The 23,921-nt window shown below is 30.3% G+C and carries 36 protein-coding genes and 1 pseudogene; 33 read left to right on the forward strand and 4 right to left on the reverse strand.

Annotated features, from left to right (window positions below; all coding sequences use genetic code 11):
• Positions 1–417 carry a Panacea domain-containing protein gene (locus EBF12_RS01540; protein WP_121726094.1) on the reverse strand — a complete coding sequence of 139 codons (417 nt, stop codon included), beginning with the start codon at positions 415–417 and terminating at the stop codon, positions 1–3.
• 113 nt (positions 418–530) lie between these two features.
• On the opposite strand from EBF12_RS01540, the pseudogene EBF12_RS01545 reads away from it, so the two are divergent.
• From EBF12_RS01545 to EBF12_RS01665, 27 genes and pseudogenes are all read left to right on the forward strand, one after another.
• Positions 531–803: pseudogene (locus EBF12_RS01545) on the forward strand (hypothetical protein); the annotation flags it as partial.
• 120 nt (positions 804–923) lie between these two features.
• Positions 924–1,094 carry a hypothetical protein gene (locus EBF12_RS11225; protein WP_167444779.1) on the forward strand — a complete coding sequence of 57 codons (171 nt, stop codon included), beginning with the start codon at positions 924–926 and terminating at the stop codon, positions 1,092–1,094.
• 82 nt (positions 1,095–1,176) lie between these two features.
• Positions 1,177–2,400 carry a methyltransferase gene (locus tag EBF12_RS01550; RefSeq protein WP_121726096.1) on the forward strand — a complete coding sequence of 408 codons (1,224 nt, stop codon included), beginning with the start codon at positions 1,177–1,179 and terminating at the stop codon, positions 2,398–2,400.
• Positions 2,401–2,410: 10 nt separating this feature from the next.
• The gene (locus EBF12_RS01555; RefSeq protein ID WP_121726097.1) at positions 2,411–3,121 is read left to right on the forward strand and encodes a hypothetical protein; all 711 of its coding nucleotides are present in this window, start codon (positions 2,411–2,413) and stop codon (positions 3,119–3,121) included.
• A 63-nt stretch (positions 3,122–3,184) separates the two neighbouring features.
• Entirely contained in the window at positions 3,185–3,421 is a 237-nt protein-coding gene (locus tag EBF12_RS11620) for a hypothetical protein (RefSeq protein ID WP_244196300.1), read from the forward strand.
• Positions 3,369–3,899, forward strand: coding sequence for a hypothetical protein (locus EBF12_RS01560; RefSeq protein ID WP_244196301.1), 531 nt, complete (start codon positions 3,369–3,371; stop codon positions 3,897–3,899). The genes EBF12_RS11620 and EBF12_RS01560 overlap by 53 nt, the downstream gene beginning before the upstream one ends.
• Positions 3,893–4,249: a type II toxin-antitoxin system PemK/MazF family toxin gene (locus tag EBF12_RS01565; RefSeq protein WP_244196302.1), complete on the forward strand. Its 357-nt coding sequence runs from the start codon at positions 3,893–3,895 to the stop codon at positions 4,247–4,249. Before EBF12_RS01560 ends, EBF12_RS01565 begins: the two co-directional genes overlap by 7 nt.
• 12 nt (positions 4,250–4,261) lie before the next feature.
• Positions 4,262–6,262 carry a coiled-coil domain-containing protein gene (locus EBF12_RS01570; RefSeq protein ID WP_121726098.1) on the forward strand — a complete coding sequence of 667 codons (2,001 nt, stop codon included), beginning with the start codon at positions 4,262–4,264 and terminating at the stop codon, positions 6,260–6,262.
• Between the two features lies 1 nt (position 6,263).
• Positions 6,264–7,517: a HipA domain-containing protein gene (locus tag EBF12_RS01575; protein ID WP_121726099.1), complete on the forward strand. Its 1,254-nt coding sequence runs from the start codon at positions 6,264–6,266 to the stop codon at positions 7,515–7,517.
• Positions 7,517–8,050 (forward strand): nitroreductase family protein, encoded by a 534-nt coding sequence (locus EBF12_RS01580; RefSeq protein ID WP_208630932.1) that lies wholly within the window; start codon positions 7,517–7,519, stop codon positions 8,048–8,050. The genes EBF12_RS01575 and EBF12_RS01580 overlap by 1 nt, the downstream gene beginning before the upstream one ends.
• A gap of 311 nt (positions 8,051–8,361) precedes the next feature.
• Positions 8,362–8,910 (forward strand): hypothetical protein, encoded by a 549-nt coding sequence (locus EBF12_RS01585; RefSeq protein ID WP_121726100.1) that lies wholly within the window; start codon positions 8,362–8,364, stop codon positions 8,908–8,910.
• A 164-nt stretch (positions 8,911–9,074) separates the two neighbouring features.
• Positions 9,075–9,599 carry a hypothetical protein gene (locus EBF12_RS01590; RefSeq protein WP_121726101.1) on the forward strand — a complete coding sequence of 175 codons (525 nt, stop codon included), beginning with the start codon at positions 9,075–9,077 and terminating at the stop codon, positions 9,597–9,599.
• Between the two features lie 19 nt (positions 9,600–9,618).
• On the forward strand, positions 9,619–9,876 hold the full coding sequence (locus EBF12_RS01595) for a hypothetical protein (RefSeq protein WP_121726102.1): 258 nt from the start codon (positions 9,619–9,621) through the stop codon (positions 9,874–9,876).
• A 10-nt stretch (positions 9,877–9,886) separates the two neighbouring features.
• Entirely contained in the window at positions 9,887–10,384 is a 498-nt protein-coding gene (locus tag EBF12_RS01600) for a BspA family leucine-rich repeat surface protein (RefSeq protein WP_121726103.1), read from the forward strand.
• Entirely contained in the window at positions 10,381–10,836 is a 456-nt protein-coding gene (locus tag EBF12_RS01605) for a hypothetical protein (protein ID WP_121726104.1), read from the forward strand. Before EBF12_RS01600 ends, EBF12_RS01605 begins: the two co-directional genes overlap by 4 nt.
• A 153-nt stretch (positions 10,837–10,989) precedes the next feature.
• On the forward strand, positions 10,990–11,256 hold the full coding sequence (locus tag EBF12_RS01610; RefSeq protein ID WP_121726105.1) for a hypothetical protein: 267 nt from the start codon (positions 10,990–10,992) through the stop codon (positions 11,254–11,256).
• A gap of 105 nt (positions 11,257–11,361) precedes the next feature.
• Positions 11,362–12,177 carry a thioredoxin domain-containing protein gene (locus EBF12_RS01615; RefSeq protein ID WP_121726106.1) on the forward strand — a complete coding sequence of 272 codons (816 nt, stop codon included), beginning with the start codon at positions 11,362–11,364 and terminating at the stop codon, positions 12,175–12,177.
• Between the two features lie 18 nt (positions 12,178–12,195).
• Complete coding sequence (locus EBF12_RS01620; protein WP_121726107.1) at positions 12,196–12,873, forward strand: hypothetical protein; 678 nt, start codon at positions 12,196–12,198, stop codon at positions 12,871–12,873.
• Positions 12,870–13,211 carry a hypothetical protein gene (locus tag EBF12_RS01625; RefSeq protein ID WP_121726108.1) on the forward strand — a complete coding sequence of 114 codons (342 nt, stop codon included), beginning with the start codon at positions 12,870–12,872 and terminating at the stop codon, positions 13,209–13,211. The genes EBF12_RS01620 and EBF12_RS01625 overlap by 4 nt, the downstream gene beginning before the upstream one ends.
• A complete protein-coding gene (locus EBF12_RS01630; protein WP_157979027.1) occupies positions 13,208–13,609 on the forward strand; it encodes a hypothetical protein in 402 nt (133 codons plus the stop codon). The genes EBF12_RS01625 and EBF12_RS01630 overlap by 4 nt, the downstream gene beginning before the upstream one ends.
• Before the next feature lie 9 nt (positions 13,610–13,618).
• Positions 13,619–15,865 (forward strand): DNA topoisomerase 3, encoded by a 2,247-nt coding sequence (locus EBF12_RS01635; protein WP_121726110.1) that lies wholly within the window; start codon positions 13,619–13,621, stop codon positions 15,863–15,865.
• A complete protein-coding gene (locus EBF12_RS01640; RefSeq protein ID WP_121726111.1) occupies positions 15,862–16,080 on the forward strand; it encodes a hypothetical protein in 219 nt (72 codons plus the stop codon). The genes EBF12_RS01635 and EBF12_RS01640 overlap by 4 nt, the downstream gene beginning before the upstream one ends.
• A 47-nt stretch (positions 16,081–16,127) precedes the next feature.
• Positions 16,128–16,973, forward strand: coding sequence for a hypothetical protein (locus EBF12_RS01645; protein ID WP_121726112.1), 846 nt, complete (start codon positions 16,128–16,130; stop codon positions 16,971–16,973).
• A 61-nt stretch (positions 16,974–17,034) separates the two neighbouring features.
• Entirely contained in the window at positions 17,035–17,571 is a 537-nt protein-coding gene (gene abiEi, locus EBF12_RS01650; protein ID WP_157979028.1) for a type IV toxin-antitoxin system AbiEi family antitoxin, read from the forward strand.
• Position 17,572: 1 nt separating this feature from the next.
• Positions 17,573–18,448, forward strand: coding sequence for a nucleotidyl transferase AbiEii/AbiGii toxin family protein (locus tag EBF12_RS01655; RefSeq protein WP_157979029.1), 876 nt, complete (start codon positions 17,573–17,575; stop codon positions 18,446–18,448).
• The gene (locus EBF12_RS01660) at positions 18,445–19,257 is read left to right on the forward strand and encodes a metallophosphoesterase family protein (protein WP_121726115.1); all 813 of its coding nucleotides are present in this window, start codon (positions 18,445–18,447) and stop codon (positions 19,255–19,257) included. The genes EBF12_RS01655 and EBF12_RS01660 overlap by 4 nt, the downstream gene beginning before the upstream one ends.
• A 4-nt stretch (positions 19,258–19,261) precedes the next feature.
• Complete coding sequence (locus EBF12_RS01665) at positions 19,262–19,600, forward strand: hypothetical protein (RefSeq protein ID WP_121726116.1); 339 nt, start codon at positions 19,262–19,264, stop codon at positions 19,598–19,600.
• Positions 19,601–19,827: 227 nt separating this feature from the next.
• Here the strand turns inward: EBF12_RS01665 and EBF12_RS01670 are convergent, their stop codons facing one another.
• On the reverse strand, positions 19,828–20,085 hold the full coding sequence (locus EBF12_RS01670; RefSeq protein ID WP_121726117.1) for a hypothetical protein: 258 nt from the start codon (positions 20,083–20,085) through the stop codon (positions 19,828–19,830).
• Positions 20,086–20,250: 165 nt separating this feature from the next.
• Between EBF12_RS01670 and EBF12_RS01675 the strand changes: the two genes are divergently transcribed.
• Genes EBF12_RS01675 through EBF12_RS01685 form a run of 3 tightly spaced genes read left to right on the forward strand, consistent with a single transcriptional unit; the run spans position 20,251 to position 21,279 of the window.
• Positions 20,251–20,544 carry a hypothetical protein gene (locus EBF12_RS01675; protein ID WP_121726118.1) on the forward strand — a complete coding sequence of 98 codons (294 nt, stop codon included), beginning with the start codon at positions 20,251–20,253 and terminating at the stop codon, positions 20,542–20,544.
• 40 nt (positions 20,545–20,584) lie between these two features.
• A complete protein-coding gene (locus EBF12_RS01680) occupies positions 20,585–20,908 on the forward strand; it encodes a hypothetical protein (RefSeq protein ID WP_121726119.1) in 324 nt (107 codons plus the stop codon).
• Positions 20,899–21,279, forward strand: a complete 381-nt coding sequence (locus tag EBF12_RS01685; protein WP_121726120.1) for a VapD — start codon at positions 20,899–20,901, stop codon at positions 21,277–21,279. Before EBF12_RS01680 ends, EBF12_RS01685 begins: the two co-directional genes overlap by 10 nt.
• A 5-nt stretch (positions 21,280–21,284) precedes the next feature.
• Here EBF12_RS01685 and EBF12_RS01690 read toward each other — a convergent pair whose 3' ends face one another.
• Positions 21,285–21,635, reverse strand: coding sequence for a hypothetical protein (locus tag EBF12_RS01690; RefSeq protein WP_244196303.1), 351 nt, complete (start codon positions 21,633–21,635; stop codon positions 21,285–21,287).
• A gap of 57 nt (positions 21,636–21,692) precedes the next feature.
• Here EBF12_RS01690 and EBF12_RS11230 point away from each other — a divergent pair, with 57 nt between their 5' ends.
• Together EBF12_RS11230 and EBF12_RS11015 are read left to right on the forward strand one after the other, a co-directional pair.
• Positions 21,693–21,857 (forward strand): hypothetical protein, encoded by a 165-nt coding sequence (locus EBF12_RS11230; protein ID WP_167444780.1) that lies wholly within the window; start codon positions 21,693–21,695, stop codon positions 21,855–21,857.
• Between the two features lie 70 nt (positions 21,858–21,927).
• A complete protein-coding gene (locus tag EBF12_RS11015; protein ID WP_157979030.1) occupies positions 21,928–22,071 on the forward strand; it encodes a hypothetical protein in 144 nt (47 codons plus the stop codon).
• A gap of 130 nt (positions 22,072–22,201) precedes the next feature.
• Here EBF12_RS11015 and EBF12_RS01695 read toward each other — a convergent pair whose 3' ends face one another.
• Positions 22,202–22,924, reverse strand: a complete 723-nt coding sequence (locus tag EBF12_RS01695; RefSeq protein ID WP_121726121.1) for a triose-phosphate isomerase — start codon at positions 22,922–22,924, stop codon at positions 22,202–22,204.
• 154 nt (positions 22,925–23,078) lie between these two features.
• Between EBF12_RS01695 and fabI the strand changes: the two genes are divergently transcribed.
• Complete coding sequence (fabI, locus tag EBF12_RS01700) at positions 23,079–23,921, forward strand: enoyl-ACP reductase FabI (protein ID WP_121726122.1); 843 nt, start codon at positions 23,079–23,081, stop codon at positions 23,919–23,921.

Genomic DNA, 23,921 nt, shown 5'->3' on the forward strand with positions numbered 1-23,921 from the left:
TTATTCCGCCTCTTTTTTAATCAGCTCTTTATCAATAATCTTTTTCTGTCCTTTTTGGTAAGTCTTATCCCAAGCACCACCTTCTTTGTGAGTTTCTCCAACAAGATCCCAGTAAGATTTGCTATTGCATTGCTTTATGGTTTTTGCAATAGTCTCTTTTTCGGTATCACTTAAATCTAATTTTTCTTGATTGTCTGGCACATCAATAGAGTTTGCTCCATAGTCTCTATATTCCATATAAATATCTCTTACAACAGGACCAAATTGCCAAGCTTCAAAATTATCGTCTATAAGAGACTTCTTATGCTCTTTAATAAAATCAATCTCAGCAAAATACAATGTTTTTTGTAGTTCTAAGTTACTTAATCTTTTGCTAGAATTTTTTAAAATATATTTTGCCACATCTGATGCTTTCATACAACAACACCCTATTTGTAAAGATTTTGGGGTCTATTCTATCATACTTCTTTATGGTTTCGGTATAAAATGTAGTAAAATATCGCTTATTAAGCTAAATAAAGGAATAAACAATGTCAAAATTTAACGAAGAGAGCATAGAGAAGCTATTTTTATATGAGTGCAAAAATGCAGAGAAAGTCGCAAGGAAAAAAGATGAATGGATTTTAAAAGAGATATTTTTAGATTCTATCACGTGTATCAACTTTGAATCTAAAAGCAACTATGACTTTTTAAGTGCGGAGCAAAAAGAGTATTTAGCTCTTGAGGCGTATAAGAATATTCTAGCTTTAAGTGATGTAAAAGCCTTGCTTCATACAAGTCTTGAGATTTACAATACTTATGGGCGAAGGGGAGTAAATAGCGCACCAGCAAAAATAAAAGAAGAGATTGAAAAACTGCTGAATGATAAAAGCACAAAAGAGGAGGAAGAATGTTTATAGAAGAGGTTAGCATTTGCAATCTTTTTGCCTATTAATGGAAAGATAAGCGTTACATTTAGGCAAAGTAATGATAAGAATCTCTATTGCCTTTATGGTAATAATGGCTTTGAGAAAACAAGCTTTATTCGTTGTGCGAAACTGCTTTTTCTTGGCACGGGTTTAAATGAAACACTGATGATTATTTGTTATCATTAATTGCATCACAGCATTAAATTGCAATAATAAATTTATAGTAAAATATAAAAACTTTTATTTAAATGTCAGCAAGGCTATTGTAATGAGTAAAAATATAATTGATTGCATAACACAACAAAACATAGAATCCATTTTTGATATATTTAATGCGTTGAATAAAGACAATTCTCATAAGTTAAGCAGTGATGATATTTGCACACCTATGGAATGCGTAAAAATAATGCTTGATTATATTCCAAATGAGTTTTGGCAACAAGAAAATATAAGAGTGCTAGATCCTTGCTGTGGAAATGGGAATTTTGGTGCGTATGCTATGTTTAAAACCGATATAGAAAACATATATTTTAATGAGATTAATGAGAAACGACTGCAACATTGTAAAAAGATTCTAAATCCTACACATATAAGCAATTATGATTTTTTAGGTATGGAATCTAGCTTGTTGGGAAAATTTGATTTAATAATGGCAAATCCTCCCTATTCTGGTGGTGGGAATAAAAACCGCTCACTCTCTAATAAATTTATAGAATCTAGTATTGATAAACTTAACGATAAGGGCTATTTGTGCTTTGTAACGCCAAATAATTATATGACCTATAATAACAACAATACGACTTTAAAAAAGCTATTAAATCTTGGCTCGTTTATAGTAATTGATAATGATGTAAAAAAGTATTTTAAAAATGTAGGAAGCTCATTTAGCATTATGGTATGGCAAAAGGGCGTGATGGATAATAAAACAACGATTATCAATAATTATTTGCTAAAAGATATTCAACACAATGTTGTAATCCCAAAAGATTTACCATTTTTGCCACTTTATATGTCGCAAAATATATTAAATGCTATTGAAAAATTAGTTTCAAAAACGCCCAATAATTTTACCTATCGTTGCGATTTGCATAACTTCACGCAAAAAGCATTTTTAAGCGATATGCAAGATAATATTTATAAATACCGCACGATTCATACTCCACGCAAAACCCGCTATGCAAGTAAAAAACAAGACATTTATGATAAACATATTATCATCATTCCGCTATCAACTTATTTTATCCCCTATATAGAATCTAGGGCTAATACTACGCAATCTGTGGGTTATTTTGCCTTTGATTCTAAAAAAGAAGCAAGTGAGTATTTGAAAATATTAAACAAATCACATTTTAAAGTCCTGATACACCTTACTCGCTATGGTAATTTCAATAATATAATGGTTTTAAAACATTTAGCATTTGATAAGCAAATAGAACTAAATTCAAAAGAACTACACGATATAGAAAAACTATATAAAAAAATACGCTACTAAAGGGCTAATGATGGCAAAAAAGACAAAAGATTCACTCACTCTAAATCAGTTTATCTCTCTTTGTGATGAGATAAATGGTGGATATATTCAAAAAAGTGGTGATGACTATTTAAACGCATTGTCAAAAATTTTTCCACTTAATAATAAAAATGACAAGCCCTTTACTTTAGAGGATATAAAAACACAACCAACGCTTAAAAGTTTTAGCTTTAGTGGAAAAGATGATTTCATTTTTATTTGCCATTTACAAGCAAAACCGCTTGAGATAAAATATTCTGTCCGTAAAAATGAAAAAATACTAGCTTTCAATTTTGCTAATGATAACGCAAAGAAAATCTTTGACAAGGCACTGGGTGTAGCCTATATCCTTACTTGTGAGATTGAAAATAAAGAGCATATTATAAAATTTGGTCAATCTCGCACTACTTTTAAACAACGACTTAGCTCTTATAATTGTGGTGTAGTCAATAATTGGCGGACTGCCTCTACTACAAATATTAAAATGCTTCAATCATTAGTCGCTACTCGTAAGACCTTTAATCTTTATCTTTATGATTGTAGTGATGAAGTAATGATAATAGAATGGCGTGGTGAAAAATCTGTCCCCTTTGCTTCACCAAAATCACTAGCAGTTGAAGACATTATGATTAAAAAATTTATCGCACAATTTGGAGTAAAACCACTTGCGAATATACAGGGCGATGCCACACAAATAAAGTGAAGACAGAGGGTATGCGAAAATTAAAAGTGTGCAAGATTCTAGTGAATTATTTTAGGAGTGAATATGGCAGATTTTTACACGAATCAAACTGAAGAAAATCTTATCTATCGTGTGATAAAAGAAGGCTTAGGCTTTGAATCTGAAAATGAGATTCCAAAATATCTTATCCTGCGTTTAGCCCTAGCCTTAGCGTTGCGATTAAAGCCCTTGCCGCTAGATTCTACTCTTTGGCAGGAGAGGCAATTAAATGGAAGCAGGGGGGAAAGAATATCACTTAGAACAACTCAGTGGCAAAGATAAAGGTGAAAATGAAGATATGGATCTTTTATATCGGGCTTTGCTTACAGAAAAATTTCACGCCTATTTACAAGCTGATTTATTTAGCGATGATAAGGCTTATATTAACTTGCTTGGTAAAAATATACAAAGGGGACTTTTTGAGATATATCACTCGTGGAAAAATAATGACTGCTTTTATCAATGGTGCAAGGATAATTTAGGCTTTCATTTACAAAAAGAAGACTTTACGCAGTCTGGCACAGATTCTACAAGTCCACAAGATTCCACACTTTTTACAGAGATAGAATCTTATTTTGCGAAACATAATATTGCCCTTACACATTTAGAAACGCTTAATTCTTATAGACATAGAATCTGCAAGGTTGAGATAAAAGACCCGCTTAAAATACAAAGCTTTGAAACACAGGCAAAATACCTTGATAAAACGACTACATTATCTAATGTGAAAATCACTTCTTGTAAGGGAGTGGAATGGTAGAAAATATTGAAAATGCTTATGTTCCTGAAACAGCTGATATTGTGTGGCTTTTATCTACTTTGCAAAAGGAAAATAAGCAGGAAATAAGTTATCCCGCTCTTGTCTTAAGCCCAAAGTTGTATAATGAAAAGAGCGGATTATGCCTTTGTGTGCCATTTACAAGTAAGATTAAAGGCTATCCTTTTGAAGTGCAATATAAGATTTTAGATAAAGATTCAGCAATCTTAAGCGACCAACTTGAAAGTGTAGATTATAAGGCAAGGAAAATGAAGTTCATTGCAAAGTGCGATGAGAGCGTATTCCATCAAGTCAAAGCAAAAATAGCTTTATTGCTTGATTTAAATTACTAAAAGGAGAGAGTAATGCTAAATATTTCAATACGCAAGGTTGATTTCAATGAGCTTAATATTGAAAACCTATCAAAACGCCCCATTTTAGATACGCTAGAGAAGTTTTATAAAGGCAGTGAGAGTGAGTATTATGAATTTTTAGAGCAAAATGGCTTATCATATTTCAAAAGTTTTTCCACTATGGCAGAGCTTAAAGAAATAATGGATAATGATGTAAAAACACTCAATGACATAGTAGAGAATACTACAAGCAACAAGCTTGATTTTAAAACCATTAATTTTCTCAAATCTAAGAATCTTAAAGAAGTACAAGAACACGAATTTTACAAGCTCACTATTGATTTGCGTGAAGTGAATGAAAATCAAAAAGAGCATATTAAGGATTTGTTTTTAGAAACAAAAAGTGTTTCTTTGGTGGATTTTATGGATATTGATGGGGATTATTGCTCACTTATCTATCACAAAAAAGGTGCATTTTATTATAACAACGAGCCTTTTATGAATAATGCCAAGCCTGAACAACTCACTCTCTTAGAAAACTATGCCTTGCCAAAGGATAATAACTTCATTATGGGGAGATTCTTGTTTGATTTGGCTTGTAAGCTTGATGATAACGATATAGAAGAATCCTTTTGCGTAAAATACAGCAATGGAGAGAAAAATATTAAAAATATTCAAGAAGTTATCTATTGGGGACATTTGAATGCTGAGGAAAAAAGAGAGCAAAAGGAACTCATAAAATCTCAACTAGATACGCAACATCAAGCCCTAGATTTAGCAAAGAGTGAGCTAAAAGCAGAAGTCCAAGCAAGTAGAGAATCTTTAAAACAAGCAGAGGCTCAAAAAGTGCTAGAAGAAGATAAAAGCACAAGGCTTTATACTATCGCTCAAATGCCTAAAGCCCAAGCACAAAATGATACGCCAAACTTAAATAATAGCCCAAACACACAACAAAATACCGATGATAAAATCGCAGAAATTATCGCAAAAAGCATAGAGATTTATCGTCAAAAAGAGCTAGAAAAAACTAAGCTACGATTAGAAAAGGCAGAAAAAGATTCTTTAAGTGCCTATGGTGATTTAAAAGAATATCTTAACAATGGGTTAAGTATTTTGGAAGCGATTAAAAATATTCAACAAAAGTATAGGAATGATGATACAATTAATTTCGCAAGTTTGCTTTTTAGTAAAGATATTTTAAGCCTCTCTCAAAAAGAGCAAGAAATTATCACGCTTAATAATGAAAAAGAGGAGTTAAAGCTAGAAATACAAGGGGCTTATGATGAAGTTGAGAAAAGAGAGGAGACTATTTCAAAACTTAAAAGCACACTGCAAACAAAGCTCAATGAAATGAAAAACTATGAATATGAGTTGCAAAAGAATTTTGAAGCAAAATTACAAGAAAAAGAAGCCCAAATGATTGAAAAGCTAGAATCCTTTGAAGCCCAACAGCAAAATGCTATAAGCGAGTATGAGAGCGAGATTAACGAGCTAGATAAGCTTAACCTTGAACTCAGCAATGAAAACAAAGCCCTGCAACAAAGCACTTTAGAATTAAAAGCTAAGAATGCAAGTTTGGAACAAATGCTAGAGCAAAATAAAGCAATGCTAACTGAGAGCAAAGAAGCCCTTAAAAGCAATGCTGAAAATGCTAATAAGCTGCATACGCTTAATCTTGAACTTAAAAATCAAAATGCGATGTTGGAACGCAATTTAGAATCTAGCAGACAAGAGCTACAAAGCATTTCAAATGAGTTTAAAGCTAAACTTGATGAGATAGAATCTCATACGAAGAAAATGTATAAGCTTGAAGCTCAAGCAGAAATCTTTGATAAAAAAGAAAAAGACTATAAAGAGCAAATGGCGGAATTAAAGCAAAAAAATGCTACGCTAGAATCTAAGCTCAATAACATATTAGATTCTATGTTGAATAAAACTCAAGCTCCACAAACTCCACAAGATTCAGAGAAAGCTAAAAAGAATGTAAGAAGTAGAGATATACTTGGAGATTAATATGCAATATGTGTTGAAAAACAAAGATAAAGAGATTATGAGATTTAGCGTAGAATCTGTTAAGCAAATAGAGCGGGGTGTTGAATTTTTTACAAAAGAAATACGAAATGTTTCTGTTTTGAATGAAGTATTATTGCCCATTAATATTGATATAAATGATTTGCCTATGTCTTTAGAATCTTTTATCAAACATAGAAAAGCTCCAAACAATAGAGAAAATGTAAAAAATCTCATCGCAACTTATAATGAGAATAAGACAGAGCAACTTATGGATTATATTGATGTATCTTTGGGACTTTCACTCAATGATTCGTATTGGATTGTCCCCTCTAGTAAAGATTATAAATGGAAAGATTATAATCTTTATCAAAACGCTTTTAATGAAATTTTAGAGCGTGTTGCCTTTGGGATAGGCAATACACATATTAAAGGCGTAACCTCTTCGCCTGAATTTACTACAAATGGAATGCTTAAAAAATGTTGGCATAAAGAAGAACAGCATATTTATCTCTACAAAGGCAGTAGCACACAATCAACTGATGGGAGAGAATATGGTGGTAAAGAAGCCTATGCTGAATATTATATGTCCCAAATTGCTGAAGTTATGGAATTTGATTATGTGCCTTATGATTTAAAAATGTTTCATAATCAACTTGTAAGCTCTTGTCCTATATTTACAAATGAAAATGAGGGCTTTGTGCCTATGTATTATTTGCTTAGGGACAATGATAGAAAACTAAAAGGATTAAATCTTTTAAAAGCATTAAGAGAAGTCTATAATGATGAAGTAAAACTTGGGGATATGCTTTTATTTGATTCTTTAATTTATAACATTGATAGGCATTTGGGTAATTTTGGAATGATAGTGGATAATGATACAGGCGAGATTTTGCGACCTGCACCTATATTTGATAATGGCTATTCTATGATGAATTTGCTTTACAAAGATGATTTGGATAATGTTGCTTTGACTTTAAATTATTCACAAAGCTATTTAGAATTAAATTTTGATTTACAAATGAAGCTTTTTGTTGAATCTAGACACACCACAAACTTACAAAAACTCACAACATTTACTTTCAAACGCCACGAACAATATAATCTCTCTAATGAATGGCTAGAATCCACTGAACAATGTATCCAACAAAGAGCCAAAAAGGCTTTAGAATTTATTGAAGAGAAAACTTTAAATCGTAATATGCAACAAGAGCAAGATTCTACACCACAAACACACAAGGTAAAAAGGCGGAGATAATGCTCCAAAGGGCGAGAAGTCAAGCTTCTAGAAGTTTTTTACGAGAATTAGAATTTGCTCTTATTGCTGTTACTGATGAAAAAACACGAGAGTATTTTCTCTCCGCACTCCAAGAGATAGATTCTAAACGCAAATCTCCACAGATTACAAAAACAGGGGAGAAAGATATAAAAAGTGAGATTCTAGCCTACCTTAATCAAAAAGGCTATACGCAAACAGCTAATGTGTGGGCTAGGGCATTAAGCATTGATAGAAAAGATATAAATAATTTATTACACATACTTCTGCAAGATAGAGAGATAAACTCGCCACATATTCAATTTGTAGGTATTAGAGCAGATGAAGCAGAATCTATTATCGCTCATACGCTTGTAGAGCTTGGCTATGAAAGCAGTGTGGAAAATGCTTTAAGCAAAAAAGATTTCCGCCCTTATTTTAAAATTAACTCAAAAGCCCCACACCCCAAACATAACGACATAGACAAGCAAATCGCCTATCATCGCTCTATAAGAAAAAAAACAAATCAGCGATGATGAAATTGATAAATTACTTGAAAAATTTGAAGCAAGATAGAATCTTTACGCCTTAAAACACAGCAAATAAGAAAATTTCAACAATCACAAGCCAAAAGAGAAACACAAATAAGCTTTGAGCAAAGATTGCAACAATACGCACAAAATAAAGCTAAATCTCTACAAGACTTCAAAGAAAAACGCAAGGAATACAGAATGAGAAGAAGACGATAAAGGCACAAAAAAGTGCAATTTTGCACTTTTTAAGTTATATTTAAAACAAAGATTTTTAAAAACAATTAATATTCTTTCTAAAAATGCAAGGAAAGAATATGGAAAAAGCAATAAAGAATTTAGAAACATTAGCAGAAAATAAAAAAGACCCCGTTTTTAATGAGTTTGTAGCTCATTTTAAAATGTTTATTGAAAAAGCAAAAAAATCCTCAAAATTCAACTTAAATGATAGTAAAGACTTCCAAGAAGCTTTAAAAATATATTTTAATCAATCACACAATAAAAACAAAGAAGATAATTATGCCACTTCTATTGCATATTTTTCTGCTGAATTTTTTCAAAAAGGGAATGTTGATTATGATAAATTTTTTGAAAATTTTACTAAAAATGAATTTTTTATAAATGAAAAAGAAAGAGAAAAACAAAAAAATGAAGAAATAAAAAAACTTATTAGTAAATTCCACAATCAAGAAATTAACTCGCAAGAATTAAATGTTCTTGCAAATTATCTTTTTGATAAAATTGAAGATTTTAAAGAAATTGGATTAGAAAATAATTTAATTTCTGATGAAAAAGAATATTTAAACAAGATTGAAACAAAAAGAAAAGAATTTAAAAATTACAATGAAAATGAAAAAAAGACTTAATATATAAACTAGATATATTACATAATTATCTAGTATCAGAGTATATTGAAAAAAATAAATCAAAACAATTTAATACCTCAAAAATCAATATTGAAACTAATGAGCCTGAAAAGAAAAACGAAGTAATTAATATTGAAGAACAAAATGAAAACATCAATGGTTTGATGAGAAACTTAGAAATATCCCATTCTGATACGGCAATTTTACATAATTTAACTAAAGATATTGAAAGAATCAAAGCATTGAAATCAGATACTGAATTTGTACCTCCATTTTTAAACAAAGAAATATCTGCTGATGAAAAAAGAATAGCAAGTGTTCAGGCAATGTTCCATTTTATAAGAGATAAAGAACAGATTGAGTTTCCATTTAAAAGAGAAGATACCATTGATAATAGAACTTTCAAAATAGATTTTTTTGAAGAACTTAAAAAACTTGTAAATGAAGTTAAATTGAAAAATCAAGCATTAAGAGCAGAAATAGCGGAAATGAAAGAGGAAAAATATAAATTAATGCAAGAGCTTGGTGCGAGTATAGGGGAAAACAACAAATTAACTGAAATTAAAAATATCCACGAAAACAATCAGCAAAATCTTTTTGTTGAATCAAATGAAACAAACAAATTGGAATTGGTTGGGAAAAATACAGAAAAATCTCAAGCACAAATTGGTTACAAAAGAAAAAGATAAAAGAATAAGGAGAAAGAAAATGAATGAAGCAATATCAAAAGAACAATATAGATTAAAAGCAAAGATAATATTTTTTCTATTTTCAAAAATAAATATATTTATATTGTTTTTTGCTTATATCATTACAGATTCATTAGATGGATTTGTAATTTTGTATGCAGGTGCAGGACTTATAATTTATAGATTTGTTTTTTCTCAAACAAAAATGGATAATCCATATAAAATATTTTTGTTGCAACATATTAGTAATTTTCTTAAAAATTCAAGAAAAAAATAAAGAGAATGAAATGAAATATAAACCACAAACAAAGGAAGAATTAAAAGAATTAGTGGCGGACGAATCTATCCATTTAGGCGATATTGACACTACACACATCACTGATATGAGCCATTTATTTGAAGATTCTATTCGTAAAGATTTTAGTGGTATTGAAAAATGGAATGTCAGCAATGTAGAAAATATGAAGAATATGTTTTATAATGCTACAAACTTCAATCAACCTTTAAATTCTTGGAATGTAGAAAGTGTAACTAGTATGTCTTCTATGTTTGATGGTGCTACAAGTTTCAATCAACCACTTGATTCGTGGAATGTGCGAAATGTAGATTATATGAGCGATATGTTTAAGGGAGCAAAATCTTTTAAACAAGATATTTTAAGTTGGAAGAATTGGAAACTTGACAAACCCACCATAAAAGAACACGAAATGCTAAATGAATCCCCTGCTTATGAAATAGCCATAAATAAAGAAGAAACTAAATCATACACAAGGAGAAAAAGATGAAAAAATCAATAGTTGCCGTAAGTTTGTTAATATTTTTTGGCATATCTTTCGCAAATGAATATTCTCAACAAGAAAGTTTGGAGATAAATATTGGCAATGCAAATAATAAAGTGTATTATGAAGACACAAATGACCGCATTAAAGCCAACAATTCAATTCCTTTATCTGAAAAATATATGGAAATTCAAGATTATTTATCAAAAGCACTACCTGCCATTCCATTTTCAAATTCACTTTACACGGAAGATTGTGTAATCTATGAAACAATATCAAATAATGTTGTTAATTCAATATCTCTTATATTGCAAAATTTAGGATATGAAGTGGCAGTTATACAGGATAAATTTCAGCCAAATGAGCTTTCCCACATATTTTACTCAGAATACAAAGAAAATTTACAAAATGCTTTAAGCTCATTTGATGGAAAAATGATTGAGGATAAAAAAATGTAGAACAAATAGAAAATAAAAATGAAATCAACAAGGAAGAAATAAAAAAAGAAGAAAACGAATCCAAGATTCCCGATGTTGTCATTTTTAGCAATACACAAGAATTGATTGAACATAACAATCAATTAAAGTTGAAAAAAGAAAGAGAAAACAAAAATGAAAAATAAAAACATATTTTCTATACTTTTTATTTTTCTATCATCTTTTTCTATTTGTTTTGCTAATTCTACTTCAAAAGTCAATTCAATGGAAAATGAAGTTAAAAATTTAAAAAATATAGCAAAAGACCAAAACAATGAAATAGAAGACATTGTTAATTTAGGAAAATTAATACTTGTTGAGCTTAAGCGTAAGATTTTCTTAATTAAACAAAAAAATGAACTCATTCTAAATTATTGGCATATCAAATCTCAAATAGAATAATTTTGAAAGAAAAGTGCAAATTTGCACTTTTTAAGCAAAAATTAAAATATAATATATTTCTTCCTGCTATTTTTACATTTTAAAATCTAATTGCTAGGAAGTAAAATGTTGAAAATACAAAATAAGTCTCAATGGTTTAAAAAAATAGCGTTTGCAACTTTGGCTGTATCTATTCTTAATGCTTGTGGTGGCAATGAAGTTGTTAAAACAAAACTGAGTTTTTTAGATAGTCTTGGAGAGCATAAAGTAAATTATAGTGAAGAAGAAAAAATTGAAAGAATTATAGCTTTTTACAAAAAGAAACTTGCTAATGTTAAAGACTTAGAAGTTAAATTCTTAGAGAAAATATCAGCAAATAAAGACTTGGAGTTTGACGCTTTTATATTTGAATTTAATATTAATGGAGAATCACAACAAGAAATTCTATTTATTAAGGATAATTTTTTCTTTAGTGATTTTGCAAGTATAGAATCTCTAAACACAAGCAAACAAAAAATAGTAAAAAGATTAGAAGAAAAAGCAAATGAAAAAATTTTAGAAAATTTGAAAGAAGATTTTGAATATGTTGTAACACTAGGAAGTGGAAATAAAGAAATTTATGTTTTCACAGACCCTTTATGTCCTTTTTGCAGAGAGCATTTAAAAAGCATTAATGAAAAGTTTTTGGCTAAACATAAAGTTCATTTTGTTTTTGTAAGTGTTCATCAAGACGCAGGTTTCAATAGAGCTAGTCTTATTTATGAAAATATAGAAAATGCAAAAGATGATAAAGAAAAACTTGATATTATCAAACTTTATTATGGAGATAATATCAATCAAGAATTTGTATCTCCACAACGCAGTTTTAATATTAAAATGCTTTATGATAAGTATATAGATTTGGGCGTAAAATATGTTCCATATATTATTGAAGTGAAATAAAAATAGAGAATATAAACAATGGAATTAGGTTCAAGTAGCACACAGCTCATATCAACAGCTTTTGTTTTTGGACTTTCAGCATTGGCTTTTGCTTATTTGCCTTTCTTTTTTACACTTGCTAACGGATTAGTTAAGGCTAATAGCGGACACAATGCTCGTTCAGGCTCAATTATATCCGTTTTTTCAGTTGCATTTATAGTCCATTTTTTATCGTGTATATTTTTTATGTTGGGCGTAAAGCTTCTTGATGTGCTTGGAGCAATGTATCAAAATAATTATTTGCAACAAAAAATTTTTCCAATTTTTTGGGCAAGAGGTAAAAGCTCCGTTTTTTCACTAGCAGGTTCTAATGGTGGAACGGAAGATGAGGGAGCATTTTTACAGCTTTATATAGTGCAAACAACGGCTGATTGGTTAATGTTGCTTGGTATTATAGTTGTATTTTTAACAGCCTGTGCTTATGCGGTAATAGAAACAAAAAAAGATTCTATGCAATTCAATTATGTAAGTTTTTTTGTTTGGTTGCTTATAGCTAATGTTGCAGGTTTAATTATTTACTTTGTATGGGCAAATATTGCTTCTCTCGCTCTTTTCATTCCTGATGGAGCTAATTTATTTGACAAGATAGTTGAAGTTTATCAAAATCTTCTTGGCTCAGAAAATGCAAATAACTCAAATGGAGGGGGCAAAATATGAAAAAGATATTTATTTTTTTCATATTTATGGAATATATTTATGCTTTTACCATTCCCTGCTCGTATGTTTCAGATACAAACTCATCTACAAAACACGAAAATATAAGGGATTTTATAGAAGATGAAAATACAGATATAAGAAATTATTGGAAAGATACCATTAGCCCTATTGTTGAAAATATTAAGGAAGAAAGCAATAAGCGAGAAGAAAAAATGAAGAAACTTAAAGCAATAGAGACGGAAAGATTGGTAATTGCTAAAAAAATAGAGTTTTTACTTAAACAAGAGAATGAGCTTTTAGGAAACTTTATCAATATAGAATCGGAGAGAGAGCGATGATGAAAATTTTTTTTATAACAATTCTATCTTTAACTCTTTTTGCAAGTCAATCTTATTCCGAAACATTTGAAGACTTGTTTGATGGGAGCAACAATAATGGCAATATTATGAACGGATTGGGAGATATTGCAGGAGCAGGACAAGATATAGCAAATTCCACTTGCTTATGTTATCCGTATATCAAAAATTCATTTAACAGCATAGCCGAACAAATTTCATCTAAGCTTTCACAGCAAGAATCTGCACTTGCTAAATTAAAAAATACTCTCAAGGATACAAATAAAGAATTTAAATATCAAAATATTTTTTTAAAAAAAGAGAATGAATTGATGAAAGAGGAAATATTAAAAGATATGGAATTAATTTTTTATCTTAAACAAAAAAATGAACTTAAATAGGAGTAAAATATGCGACTTTTTATAGCAGAAAAACCTGAATTAGCAAGAGCTATTAGCAATGGGATTGAGGGCAATGCAGAACATAATAATTCTCACATTATAAAAGGCAATTCTATTGTAACTTGGGCTTATGGACACATTATGCAATTAGCTGAACCACATTTTTATAATGAAGTTTTTAAGAAATGGAATATGAATGATTTGCCATTAAAAATTCCTTACCCTTTTAAAAGAATACCCAATCATAGCTCTGAAAATCAGTTTAAAGCAATTATCAAATTGATTAATGACAATAGAATAACAGAAATAGTGCATTGTGGAGACGCTGATGAGGAGGGACAAATTCTCATAGATGAAATATTGGAATATTCCAAAACAAATAAGCCTATTACAAGATGTCTAATCAATGATATTACTCCAAAAGCAATAGCAACAGCTATTGGTAAAATAGAACCAAATAGCAATTTTAAGGGATTGAGTGAAAGTGGATTTGCACGAAGTGAAGCAGATTACATTGTCGGTATGAACTTAACAAGATTTTATACAATCTTAAACCAAAGAAATGGTGGAAAATCAGATACCATTACCATAGGAAGAGTGCAAACTCCAATTTTAGGGTTAATTGTTAATAGAGAACTAGAAAATAAAAATTTTAAAAGCCTAAATTATTTTGCAATAAGTGGAAATTTTAATATTAATGGAAATAATATACAAGCTCCATTAAAGCTTGAAAAAGATGAACGCATATTAGAAGAAGAAATCGCAAATAATATTAAAAATAATTGCACAAATAAAAATGCAAAATTAAATCTTGAAATTAGCAAAAAAATGGAATATCCTCCATTGCCATACAATTTATTAGAACTTCAAGCAGAATGCTCTAAAATATTTGGATTTAGCCCAGATAAAGTTTTAAACATTACTCAATCCTTGCGTGAAAAACATAAAGCCATATCTTATAATCGCAGTGATTGCCAATATTTGCCTGAAAATCTCTTTCAAGAAGCTCCACAAGTGATTGAAGTTTTAAAATATAATTTTAAAAATGAAGATATAGGACAAAATAACGCAGATACTAAAATAAAATCAAAAGCCTTTGATGATAGCAAATTATCAGCCCATTATGGTATTATCCCATTACAAACAAAGCTAGAATTAAATAATTTATCAAAAGATGAATTGCAAATCTATACACTTATAGCTAAAAGATTTTTAATGCAATTTTACAAACCTTGTGAATATCAAACTTATAAATTTAGTTTTTTGATAGATGAATATCTTTTTGAAACAAGCGTAAGAAAAGACTTATTTTTAGGTTTTAAAGAATATTTTTCTAAGCAGGAGCAATCAAATGCTGTGGATTGGTTGGATTCTGTAAAAAATATTGAAGTTGCCTTGTGCGAAAATATATCTATAAGTAAGGAAAAGACAAAACCTAGACCGAAATACACAATGACAACATTATTAAAAGATTTAAATCAAGTAAGCAAGTATGTCAAAGATGAACGCATAAAAAAACTTCTTGTGGAGAAAGATAAAGATAAAAAAGGGGAAAGCGGTGGAATAGGAACACCTGCAACTCGTTCAAACCATATAAAAACTCTCATAGAGAGGGAATATATACAAGTAAGTAAAGATAAAAAACAAAATATTACTGCGACACAAAAAGGAATAAAACTTATCCAAGCTTTAAGCCCTATGCTTACACAACCCGATATGACAGCACTTTGGTTTGAGAAGCAAAAAGAAATAATGAATGGAACTCTAAGTAGAAAGGAGTTTTTAAATTCTGTGGAGGAATTTATAAAAGAAATCATAGAGCAAGACAAGGAGAAAACAATGAGTGTAAGTCAAAACAAAGAACAAAATCAAAATATCACTTCTTATGAATGTCCTTTATGTAAAAAAGGTTCGCTCATAAGAAGAGAATCAAAAAACAAAAAAGGAAGTTTTTGGTATGGTTGTAAATTTATCTGTAATGAAATTAATGGAAAACCAAATCTTAATAATGAGGTGCAAGGACAAACAGATGTGAAATGTCCTCAATGCCAAAAAGGATTCTTGATAAAAAAAGAATCTATATCAAAAAAGACTAACAAACCTTATACTTGGTATGGTTGCAGTGATTGGAAAAATGGTTGTAAATTTAGTTGCTTTGAAAAAGATGGAAAACCAAACTTAGATGGTGATTGTCTTTTTCAAAATAGAAAAAGACAAACAACTAAACAGAAAAAGAAAAGGAAATTCATACGATGAAAAATTTAGAAACCTTAAAAGCATTGAGTGAGGAAATTGAAAGTAGAGCAAAAGAAAACGAGCGTATCATCAATGAGATAACACAAAAACATTTGCAAAATTGGGAGCAAGTTTTGATAGCTATGTTTATACAAAAATTAGATTTTATAGAGCAACAATTACAAGAGAAAATTGCTGAATTTGATAAAGTTTTGACAAATTATGAAAAAAATTAAATGAATTAAAACAATCCAAGACTAATGGGAATAGGAAATAATATATTATGTTTATGCTTTCAATATTTGCTTTTGCAACATTTATTTTTTATTTAAAAAGTAAATTTTTATCAGTTAATGAAAATGTTTTAAGCTCTATTGCTTATATTTTAGGGACAAGCACATTGATTGTTGGTTTTTTGGTTTATTTTAGAGATGAGCCATTGCAAACCAATATATTATATCTAGCTTTTATTCCATTATTTATTTATGGAATATCCTATATAAAAAAGAAAACAAACCTTACTTCTCTTGGAATTAAAGCAAATCAACAAAGATATTTTAAGGAAGTAAATGCCAAACAAATTTATGACTTTTATCAAATTAGAAAAGATATTAAAAGTAATCGTGTTGAAGTATTGGTAAATAAGGATTCTAAAAAACTTATGAAAAATAATCTTATTGTCCCTGCATTTTTCATATCACTAAAAAATCTCAATCTTACACACATTAAAACGATAGATGAGTTAGAAAAAAGCAATTTACATAAAGCGGTCTTTGGAAAAATACAAGAATGTATCAAGGCTATGGAGCTTAAAATAAATTTTCAAAAAGAATTAGAAATAAACAATTATTGTGCGGAATTTTTCTTAATGGATTTATATGAAAGAGTAACACCATCACTCAATATTGGTGTGGCAAATTTAGAAGTATTAGCAAAAAGTTCAATAGAAATTGAGCTTATAGGTGCATTAGATATTTTGAATTTAAATTGCGTTAAACGAAAAGGTTCTGCACTTTTTTATCGTTACATAGAATTTAAAGATAGAATCAAAGATTATCTTAAACAAGAAGAATTAGAAATAAATCCAAAAGAAGAGGTATTTGATGAAGAATATGCAAAATATAATTAAGCTATATTTAATAATAATAATTATAAAATATACAAAAACATATAATTTATGTGGAGATGTAATGACACAAATGCAAATGTTGCGAATGTTAGATTTTTTAGATAAAAATGAAAGCTGGTTATTTGATACCAATTTTGTTTGTTGCTATTTTAAAGCAAACAATAGACAAAATATCCGCATTATGCTTTCAAGATTTGCTAAAAAGGGGCTTATTCAAAGAATTGCTAGAGATTTGTATGCCAATCCTAGAGCAAAACATAGACCACTTTTTGTTTTAGAACATATTGCTTCAAGATTGAGACAAAAAACAACAACCTATTTAAGTTTAGAATCTGTATTGAGTGAGGAGGGGCTTATTTCACAAATTCCAAATCGCCTTACTTTTATTTCAAAAAATAGAAGTCAAATTTTTAAAACACCTTATGGAATCATAGAATTTGTGCATACAAAAACACCATTAGAAATATTGCATAAAAATTGTTATTACGATAGCGATAGAAGCATATATATTGCAAACACAGAGCAAGCAATTAATGATATTTATAGACATAATCGTAGCATTGACTTATATGAAGAGCAGCTCAATAATGGAGCATAAAATGACTATTGAAAAAATCGTGCAAAAATATCCAGCAAATCTAAGACATACAATATTTAAAGAAATAATGCACTATGAAATTTTAGAATCTCTTTTTAGCCTACAAGAAATTCAAAATACATTAGTTTTTCAAGGTGGAACAGCTTTGAGACTCTGCTATAATAATGATAGATATAGTGAAGATTTGGATTTTGTTATAAATAAAAATACAAGTTTTGATAAAGAATTTATGAAATATTTTAAAGATATATTTATTGAAAAAATTTTACAAAAGTATAGTTTAGAGGCAGAAATTACTGAGCCAAAAAAAGATGATGGAGTAGTTCAAAGATGGAGTGCTAAAGTATTTTTACCAAATGACAAGAGAAAATCTAAAATAAATATAGAAATTGCCAATATACCAAGCTATTCAAATCATTTTCAACCCATAAAAAATAATTATGATGAGTTAATGAATAAAAGAATTTTTGTTCAAGTAGAAACTCTTGAAGAAATTTTTGCGGATAAAATTCTTGCACTTTCTCAAAGACCATATTTAAAATTTAGGGATTTATGGGATATTGAATGGCTAAAAAACAATCACACTAAAATTAATTATGATTTAGTTGAATTAAAAATAGAAGATTATAAATGTAATAATTTCTTAGAAATGCTAAAAAAAAGAAAAGATGAATTGGAAAATAAAAATTTAATCAATGATTTTCTAAACGAAATGAATAGATTCTTATATGTTGAATATTTTAATCAAGTAAAAAATATTAATTTTTTTGAAACTATAAAAAAGACTATACAAAATGAAATTGATTCTATTGTTTTGCATTTTGAAGAAAACAATAAACAAGTAGTTCAAAAATCACATAAAAGGATTCAAAAATGAGTAACATTTATTTCTTTGGCGACACACACGGAAGCCTTGATATAGATAAGATTTTTATGCCAAGTTATCAAGCAGATGATTATATTATTGTCTGTGGAGATTTTGGTGTATTGTGGAGTGATGAAGAGGGCGTATTTAAACAAGAGAAAATACTAGAAAAAGAAGCAAACTTAAAAGAACGCATTGAGAATCTGCCTTGCACTCTACTATTCATAGATGGAAATCACGAGAATTTTAATCGCTTAAACGCTCTTAAGCAGGTAGAGAAATTTGAATCTATCGTAGGCGAATACATAAAAGATAAATGTTATCATCTCAAAAGGGGCAATATCTACAATATAGCAGGGCATACTATTTTCACTATGGGTGGAGCATTAAGCATAGATAAGGCGTGGAGAGCTGAAAATCTAAGCTGGTGGAAACAAGAAGCCATTAGCGAGATTGAACTTGAGAATGCTTTACACAATATACAAAATTACAAGGGGAAAATAGAGCTTGTAGTAACCCACACTTGTCCCCAAAGCTTTTTAAGTCCTTTAAGTGAGCAAATAAATATAGACCATAAGATTCACGATGAAAATCCATACAAATTAGAAAAGATTAAAAACACTTTGATTGATAATCATCAAAAACCGCAATTTTGGATATTTGGGCATTGGCATAGAGATGTAAATTTCACAAGCGATGAGATAGAGGCAAATGCCTTGTATCTACATTGCTTGAAGTTAGATAAGCATAAAAACTTTGAGCGATTTGATTTTAGAAAAGAGATTTTTTATGCCAAAACGAGAAATAGACATAAGGAGTGATTAAATGATAAAAATAAAACTTTCTACTATATTATTTATTATTGCAATAATTGCAAGTAATGCTAATGCGGTTTTCTGTGTTGATTTTGCAACACTTAATGTATATGAACAAATGACAAATAGTAAATATACTCAAGGAGATAATGAAATTGGAAATGAAATAAAAAATATTACTAATATCATTAAAAGTGAAATAACAAAAATAGAAAAAGATAACAAGAAATTATTACAAAATATCAAAAGAGCTAAAGAAGCAGAATCCATCTTAGCTCTGAAAAAAAGCTTTTTATTTAAACAAAATAATGAGCTTCAAGGCATAAGCAATAATGTAAAAACAAATTAAAAAGGAACAGCAATGAAAATTGAATCTGCAAAAGTTAAACTCTATAAACCATATCAAAATAATCTTCTATTACTTTAGATTCCTACATCAATGCTTGTTTATAGAATGTAGAAATAACATTGAAAATATAACCTGTATCTCTAGTCAGTGCATACGAAATGATTGTTGCAACAAACAGATAAACAAAAAATCCAACAATGGCGGCGATACCCATTACAAAACAAATTTTATTTGGGTTTTGGTCTTGCTGTTCTGCTTTCTTTTTTTTGTTGTGTATAAGCTAGAATTGTTGCTCCGCCCATACAACCTAATGGCAAAATTAGAGCAAGAAACCATTTAAGTCCTGTTCCTAATACACCTTTACCAGCTGTATCAGCTTGAGAAATAATATTTTGGGCTTCGCCAAATTCATTAGCTGAGAAACCAACACTTACAAAAAGCCCTAACAAAAAAATTGTTTTTAACATTGTTTTTGTTACTTTCATTTTTCTTCCTTTTTTTTAAATTTAAAAACGCAGTAATTTTAGAAAAAGAGAGAATTTATTAAATAAAAATAAGCTTAAAAAGTGCAAATTTGCACTTTTCTACTTTTAAATTTTAAAAAAAATGTGTATAATTAGCCTTATGATTTTGCTTAACAAGGAGATGAGATGAAAATTTACCCAACACTTGAAGAAATTAAAGCGAAAAAAAGTGAGTTTCGTGAAAAAATTAAGAAAAATGAAAAACCTAAAAAGAATGAAGAGTTAATTTTGTTTCTTTCTAATATTAAATTAGAAATTAAACAAGCAATTCAGAACGGGGCTTCAAACCCAAAGATTATTAAGATAATCAAAGAAGTTTATGATGTAAGTGTCAGTTCAGCTAAATTTGCTGAGTTTTGTGCTGAAAACAATATTACAACTAACACAAGAAAAAGAAAAACGAAGTCAAATACCCTGTAATACTTAACAGAGAAAATCTACCAACACAAAAGGATTAACTATGTTTGGCACACGATTTGAATTAGATGAAGAAAAGATTCTAAGAGAGGACATCTACGACTTAGATGAAATGTATGCAAAGATAGAAGAGTTGGCTACCAAAAGAGCAGGGCTTACAAAAGTATCTAAAAATCATTATGAGTTTAGAGGCGAGAAAAATGCACAAGTACATTTAGGGATTTTAGTATTTAACTGCCTATCTAAATGTGATTGGTTCACAAAGAATGTTAAAAGTTGGAATTGGCTAGGCGATAGTAATGATGAAAACTATGTGGGGGATATGATTCAACTGCTTAAAAAAGAAAATGTTGGTATATGGGCGTGAGTGAAAAAAAGCTCAAATCCATAGCTTTTGACTTGGATACCAAAGCTTTGCAGGAATATTATCCAAAAAATGATTGGCATAATGCCTATAATGACATAGGTGTTTTTTTAAGTAGTTATAATTTTGTGCGTATGCAAGGTTCTGTTTATGATTCTACAACTCCATTTAGTGATGATGAGCTTGGTGTATTGATTTTGAAAATGGGAGATACACTTACTTGGCTACCTCATTGTGTTAAAAGCATACGAGGTTATGACCAGCCTGTAATGATTGATTATACACAACAGCTCAAAGACAACATTACACAGGATTTAACTTTAACAAATAACAAAAGCAAGAATACAGATTCTATAAAAATACGCAAAAGATGATAAATTCAATTACTCATTGCTTCTGCATTTGTGTTTGTTACATAACTTAGTCCAAGTTTTTTAACAATTTCATTAGTCTTTTTAAAAAATATTCTTTTGCTAACATATTGAACTAATGGAATTTTCTCACTACTCATTCCTTGATAAGTCGTTTTTTTACCAAGTGCCATTAAAGAAGTTTCCGTTTGTGCTATGGCTCTATGTAGTTTGCCATTAGCAAATATCATCATCTCGCCATTATTCATATTTACTACTTCATTATGTTCTATGGCTTCTTTCTCTTCTATTCTAAAAGTATCTTCTGTTGCTCCTGAACCCTTAGCTCCATCACGCCTTTTAAGATAGTCTCTACTCATTGTTTTAATTTTCTCAAGACTTTTAAAGAAAAAACAAGGAGAGAAAAATGAAAAAAGTTGGTTTTACCTATTATCGGCGGTGCAGTATTGTTAGCAGGGTGCTTTTCAAGTGGTCCTACACCTCAAGCGGAGCTAGAGCAAAACTCTCAAGAAAATATCTACACTTACACAAAACCGAGCATTGATGAGCTATACAAAAAGATATTGAATGAAAAAGAATGAGAAAACCTTAATGCTTGTGTAGCTAAAGAAATGACAAAGAGACTTTCACAAGAGGAAAAACTTTTCCTTGGTGGTAATGCTCAAGAAAAAACTTCAGGCAAAAGATGCCATCGAAACACTTAAAGAAAAAGCAAAACCTACAAGCAAAGAAATGAAAGAATCTGTGGGACTTTGTAGCGTATCTGTGGGCATAGAAAAAGCTATCAAAAAATAGCTAAGCAATTGCCTTAAAATCACTTGCAAGGGTTTAGCCTTTGTGGGTGATTAATCTTATCTGCCTAAAACTTCTCTGCCTTAGATTCTGTGGTTGGTTATTTCTTAACTAGAATCTACACCAAGCTTTTCTACAACGCAACTTGAATAATCTTAGCAAAGCTATCCACTTCCAAACTTGCCGAGCCTACAAGCACACCATTGACATTTGGAATCTTTAGAATTTCCCCCGCATTATCCGCATTCACACTCCCGCCATACAGCAATGGATCTTGTGTCATTTGTGCCAAAATGCTATGTGTTTGTTCAATCTGCTCCATACTCGCACTCACACCCGTGCCAATCGCCCAAATAGGCTCATACGCAACAATAAGCTTTGAATAGCTTACATCAATGTTTGCAAGTTGTGTGTGTAGAAAATCCTTCAATGCACCCTCACCCTTTTGACGCGTATGCAAATCTTCTCCTATGCAATAATAAATCTCAAATCCCGCTTCTGCATAGAATCTAAATTTTTTGGCAATGCACTCGCTATCTTCACCAAGTAAGTTCCTACGCTCACTATGCCCAATCAAAATACGATTAATCCCAAACTCTTGCAATTGCAAAAGTCCAATCTCACCTGTAAAACCTCCAGATGTAGCAAAGTAGCCATTTTGTGTGCCAATATGAAAGTATGCAAAGGTATTACCAAGCAACGCCGTGTGAGAGGGAAAAATATTTACTTGCAGCTTATGGTTTTGAATAGAATCTGCACATTGAGATTCCAAAAACTTCTCCAATCCTTGCGTATAAGCCATTACCTGTTTTCTCGTTAGATTTGCTTTAAAATTCCCAGCAATAATCGTTTTCATACTACTCCTTTGTATTGTTTGTTAGCCAAGAAACAAAAATGAAATTTTATCCTAAAAGTTTCATTTATCGTTGTAAAAGCCTGAAAAATATTAATGCAAAAGAAGTATAATTTGCACTTTTGAAACATTTTGTAAAATTTGTAAAGGGGTGAGTATGTCTAGAATCTTAGAGGGCAAAAAAGGGCTTATTGTTGGTGTAGCAAATAATCGCTCTATCGCTTATGGCATAGCTAAGGCGTGTAGAGAGCAAGGAGCAGAGCTTGCTTTTACATTTTTGAATGAAGCATTAGAGAAGCGTGTGCGTCCTATTGCCGAAGAACTAGGAGCAAAGGAGCGTGTATATGAGCTTGATGTGGGCAAGGAAGCACATTTTAGCTCTCTTGCTTCAAGTCTCAAAAAAGATTTTGGCTCTTTTGATTTTGTGGTGCATTCTGTGGCTTTTGCTCCAAAAGATGCGTTAGAGGGAGATTTTATCCAAACGAGCAAAGAGGCTTTTAATGTCGCGATGGAAATATCTGTATATTCTCTCATTGAGCTTTCTCGCACACTTATTCCGTTACTGAATAATGGAGCGTCTATATTGACTTTGACTTACCTAGGCAGTGTGAAGTATGTAACAAACTATAATGTTATGGGTGTGGCAAAAGCAGCTTTAGAATCTAGTGTGCGTTATCTTGCTTATGATTTGGGCAAACAAGGTGTGCGTGTGAATGCCATCTCCGCTGGTCCCATTAAAACACTTGCGGCAAGTGGGATAAGTGATTTTAACATTATGCTTAAATGGAATGAGGCTAATGCACCATTGCGTGAAAATGTCAGCATAGAGCAGGTGGGGAATTCTGCAATGTATCTTTTAAGCGATCTCGCAAGTGGCGTTACAGGTGAGGTGCATTATGTTGATGCGGGATATAACATTATGGGTATGTGTGCCACAGAAGAGGTTGATGGCAAAGTTACACCACGATGGGATATACTCACAGCTAACACCCGCAAATAA

Origin of the sequence: Helicobacter labetoulli, from assembly GCF_003670275.1 — a bacterium.
Taxonomy (GTDB): Bacteria; Campylobacterota; Campylobacteria; order Campylobacterales; family Helicobacteraceae; genus Helicobacter_C; species Helicobacter_C labetoulli.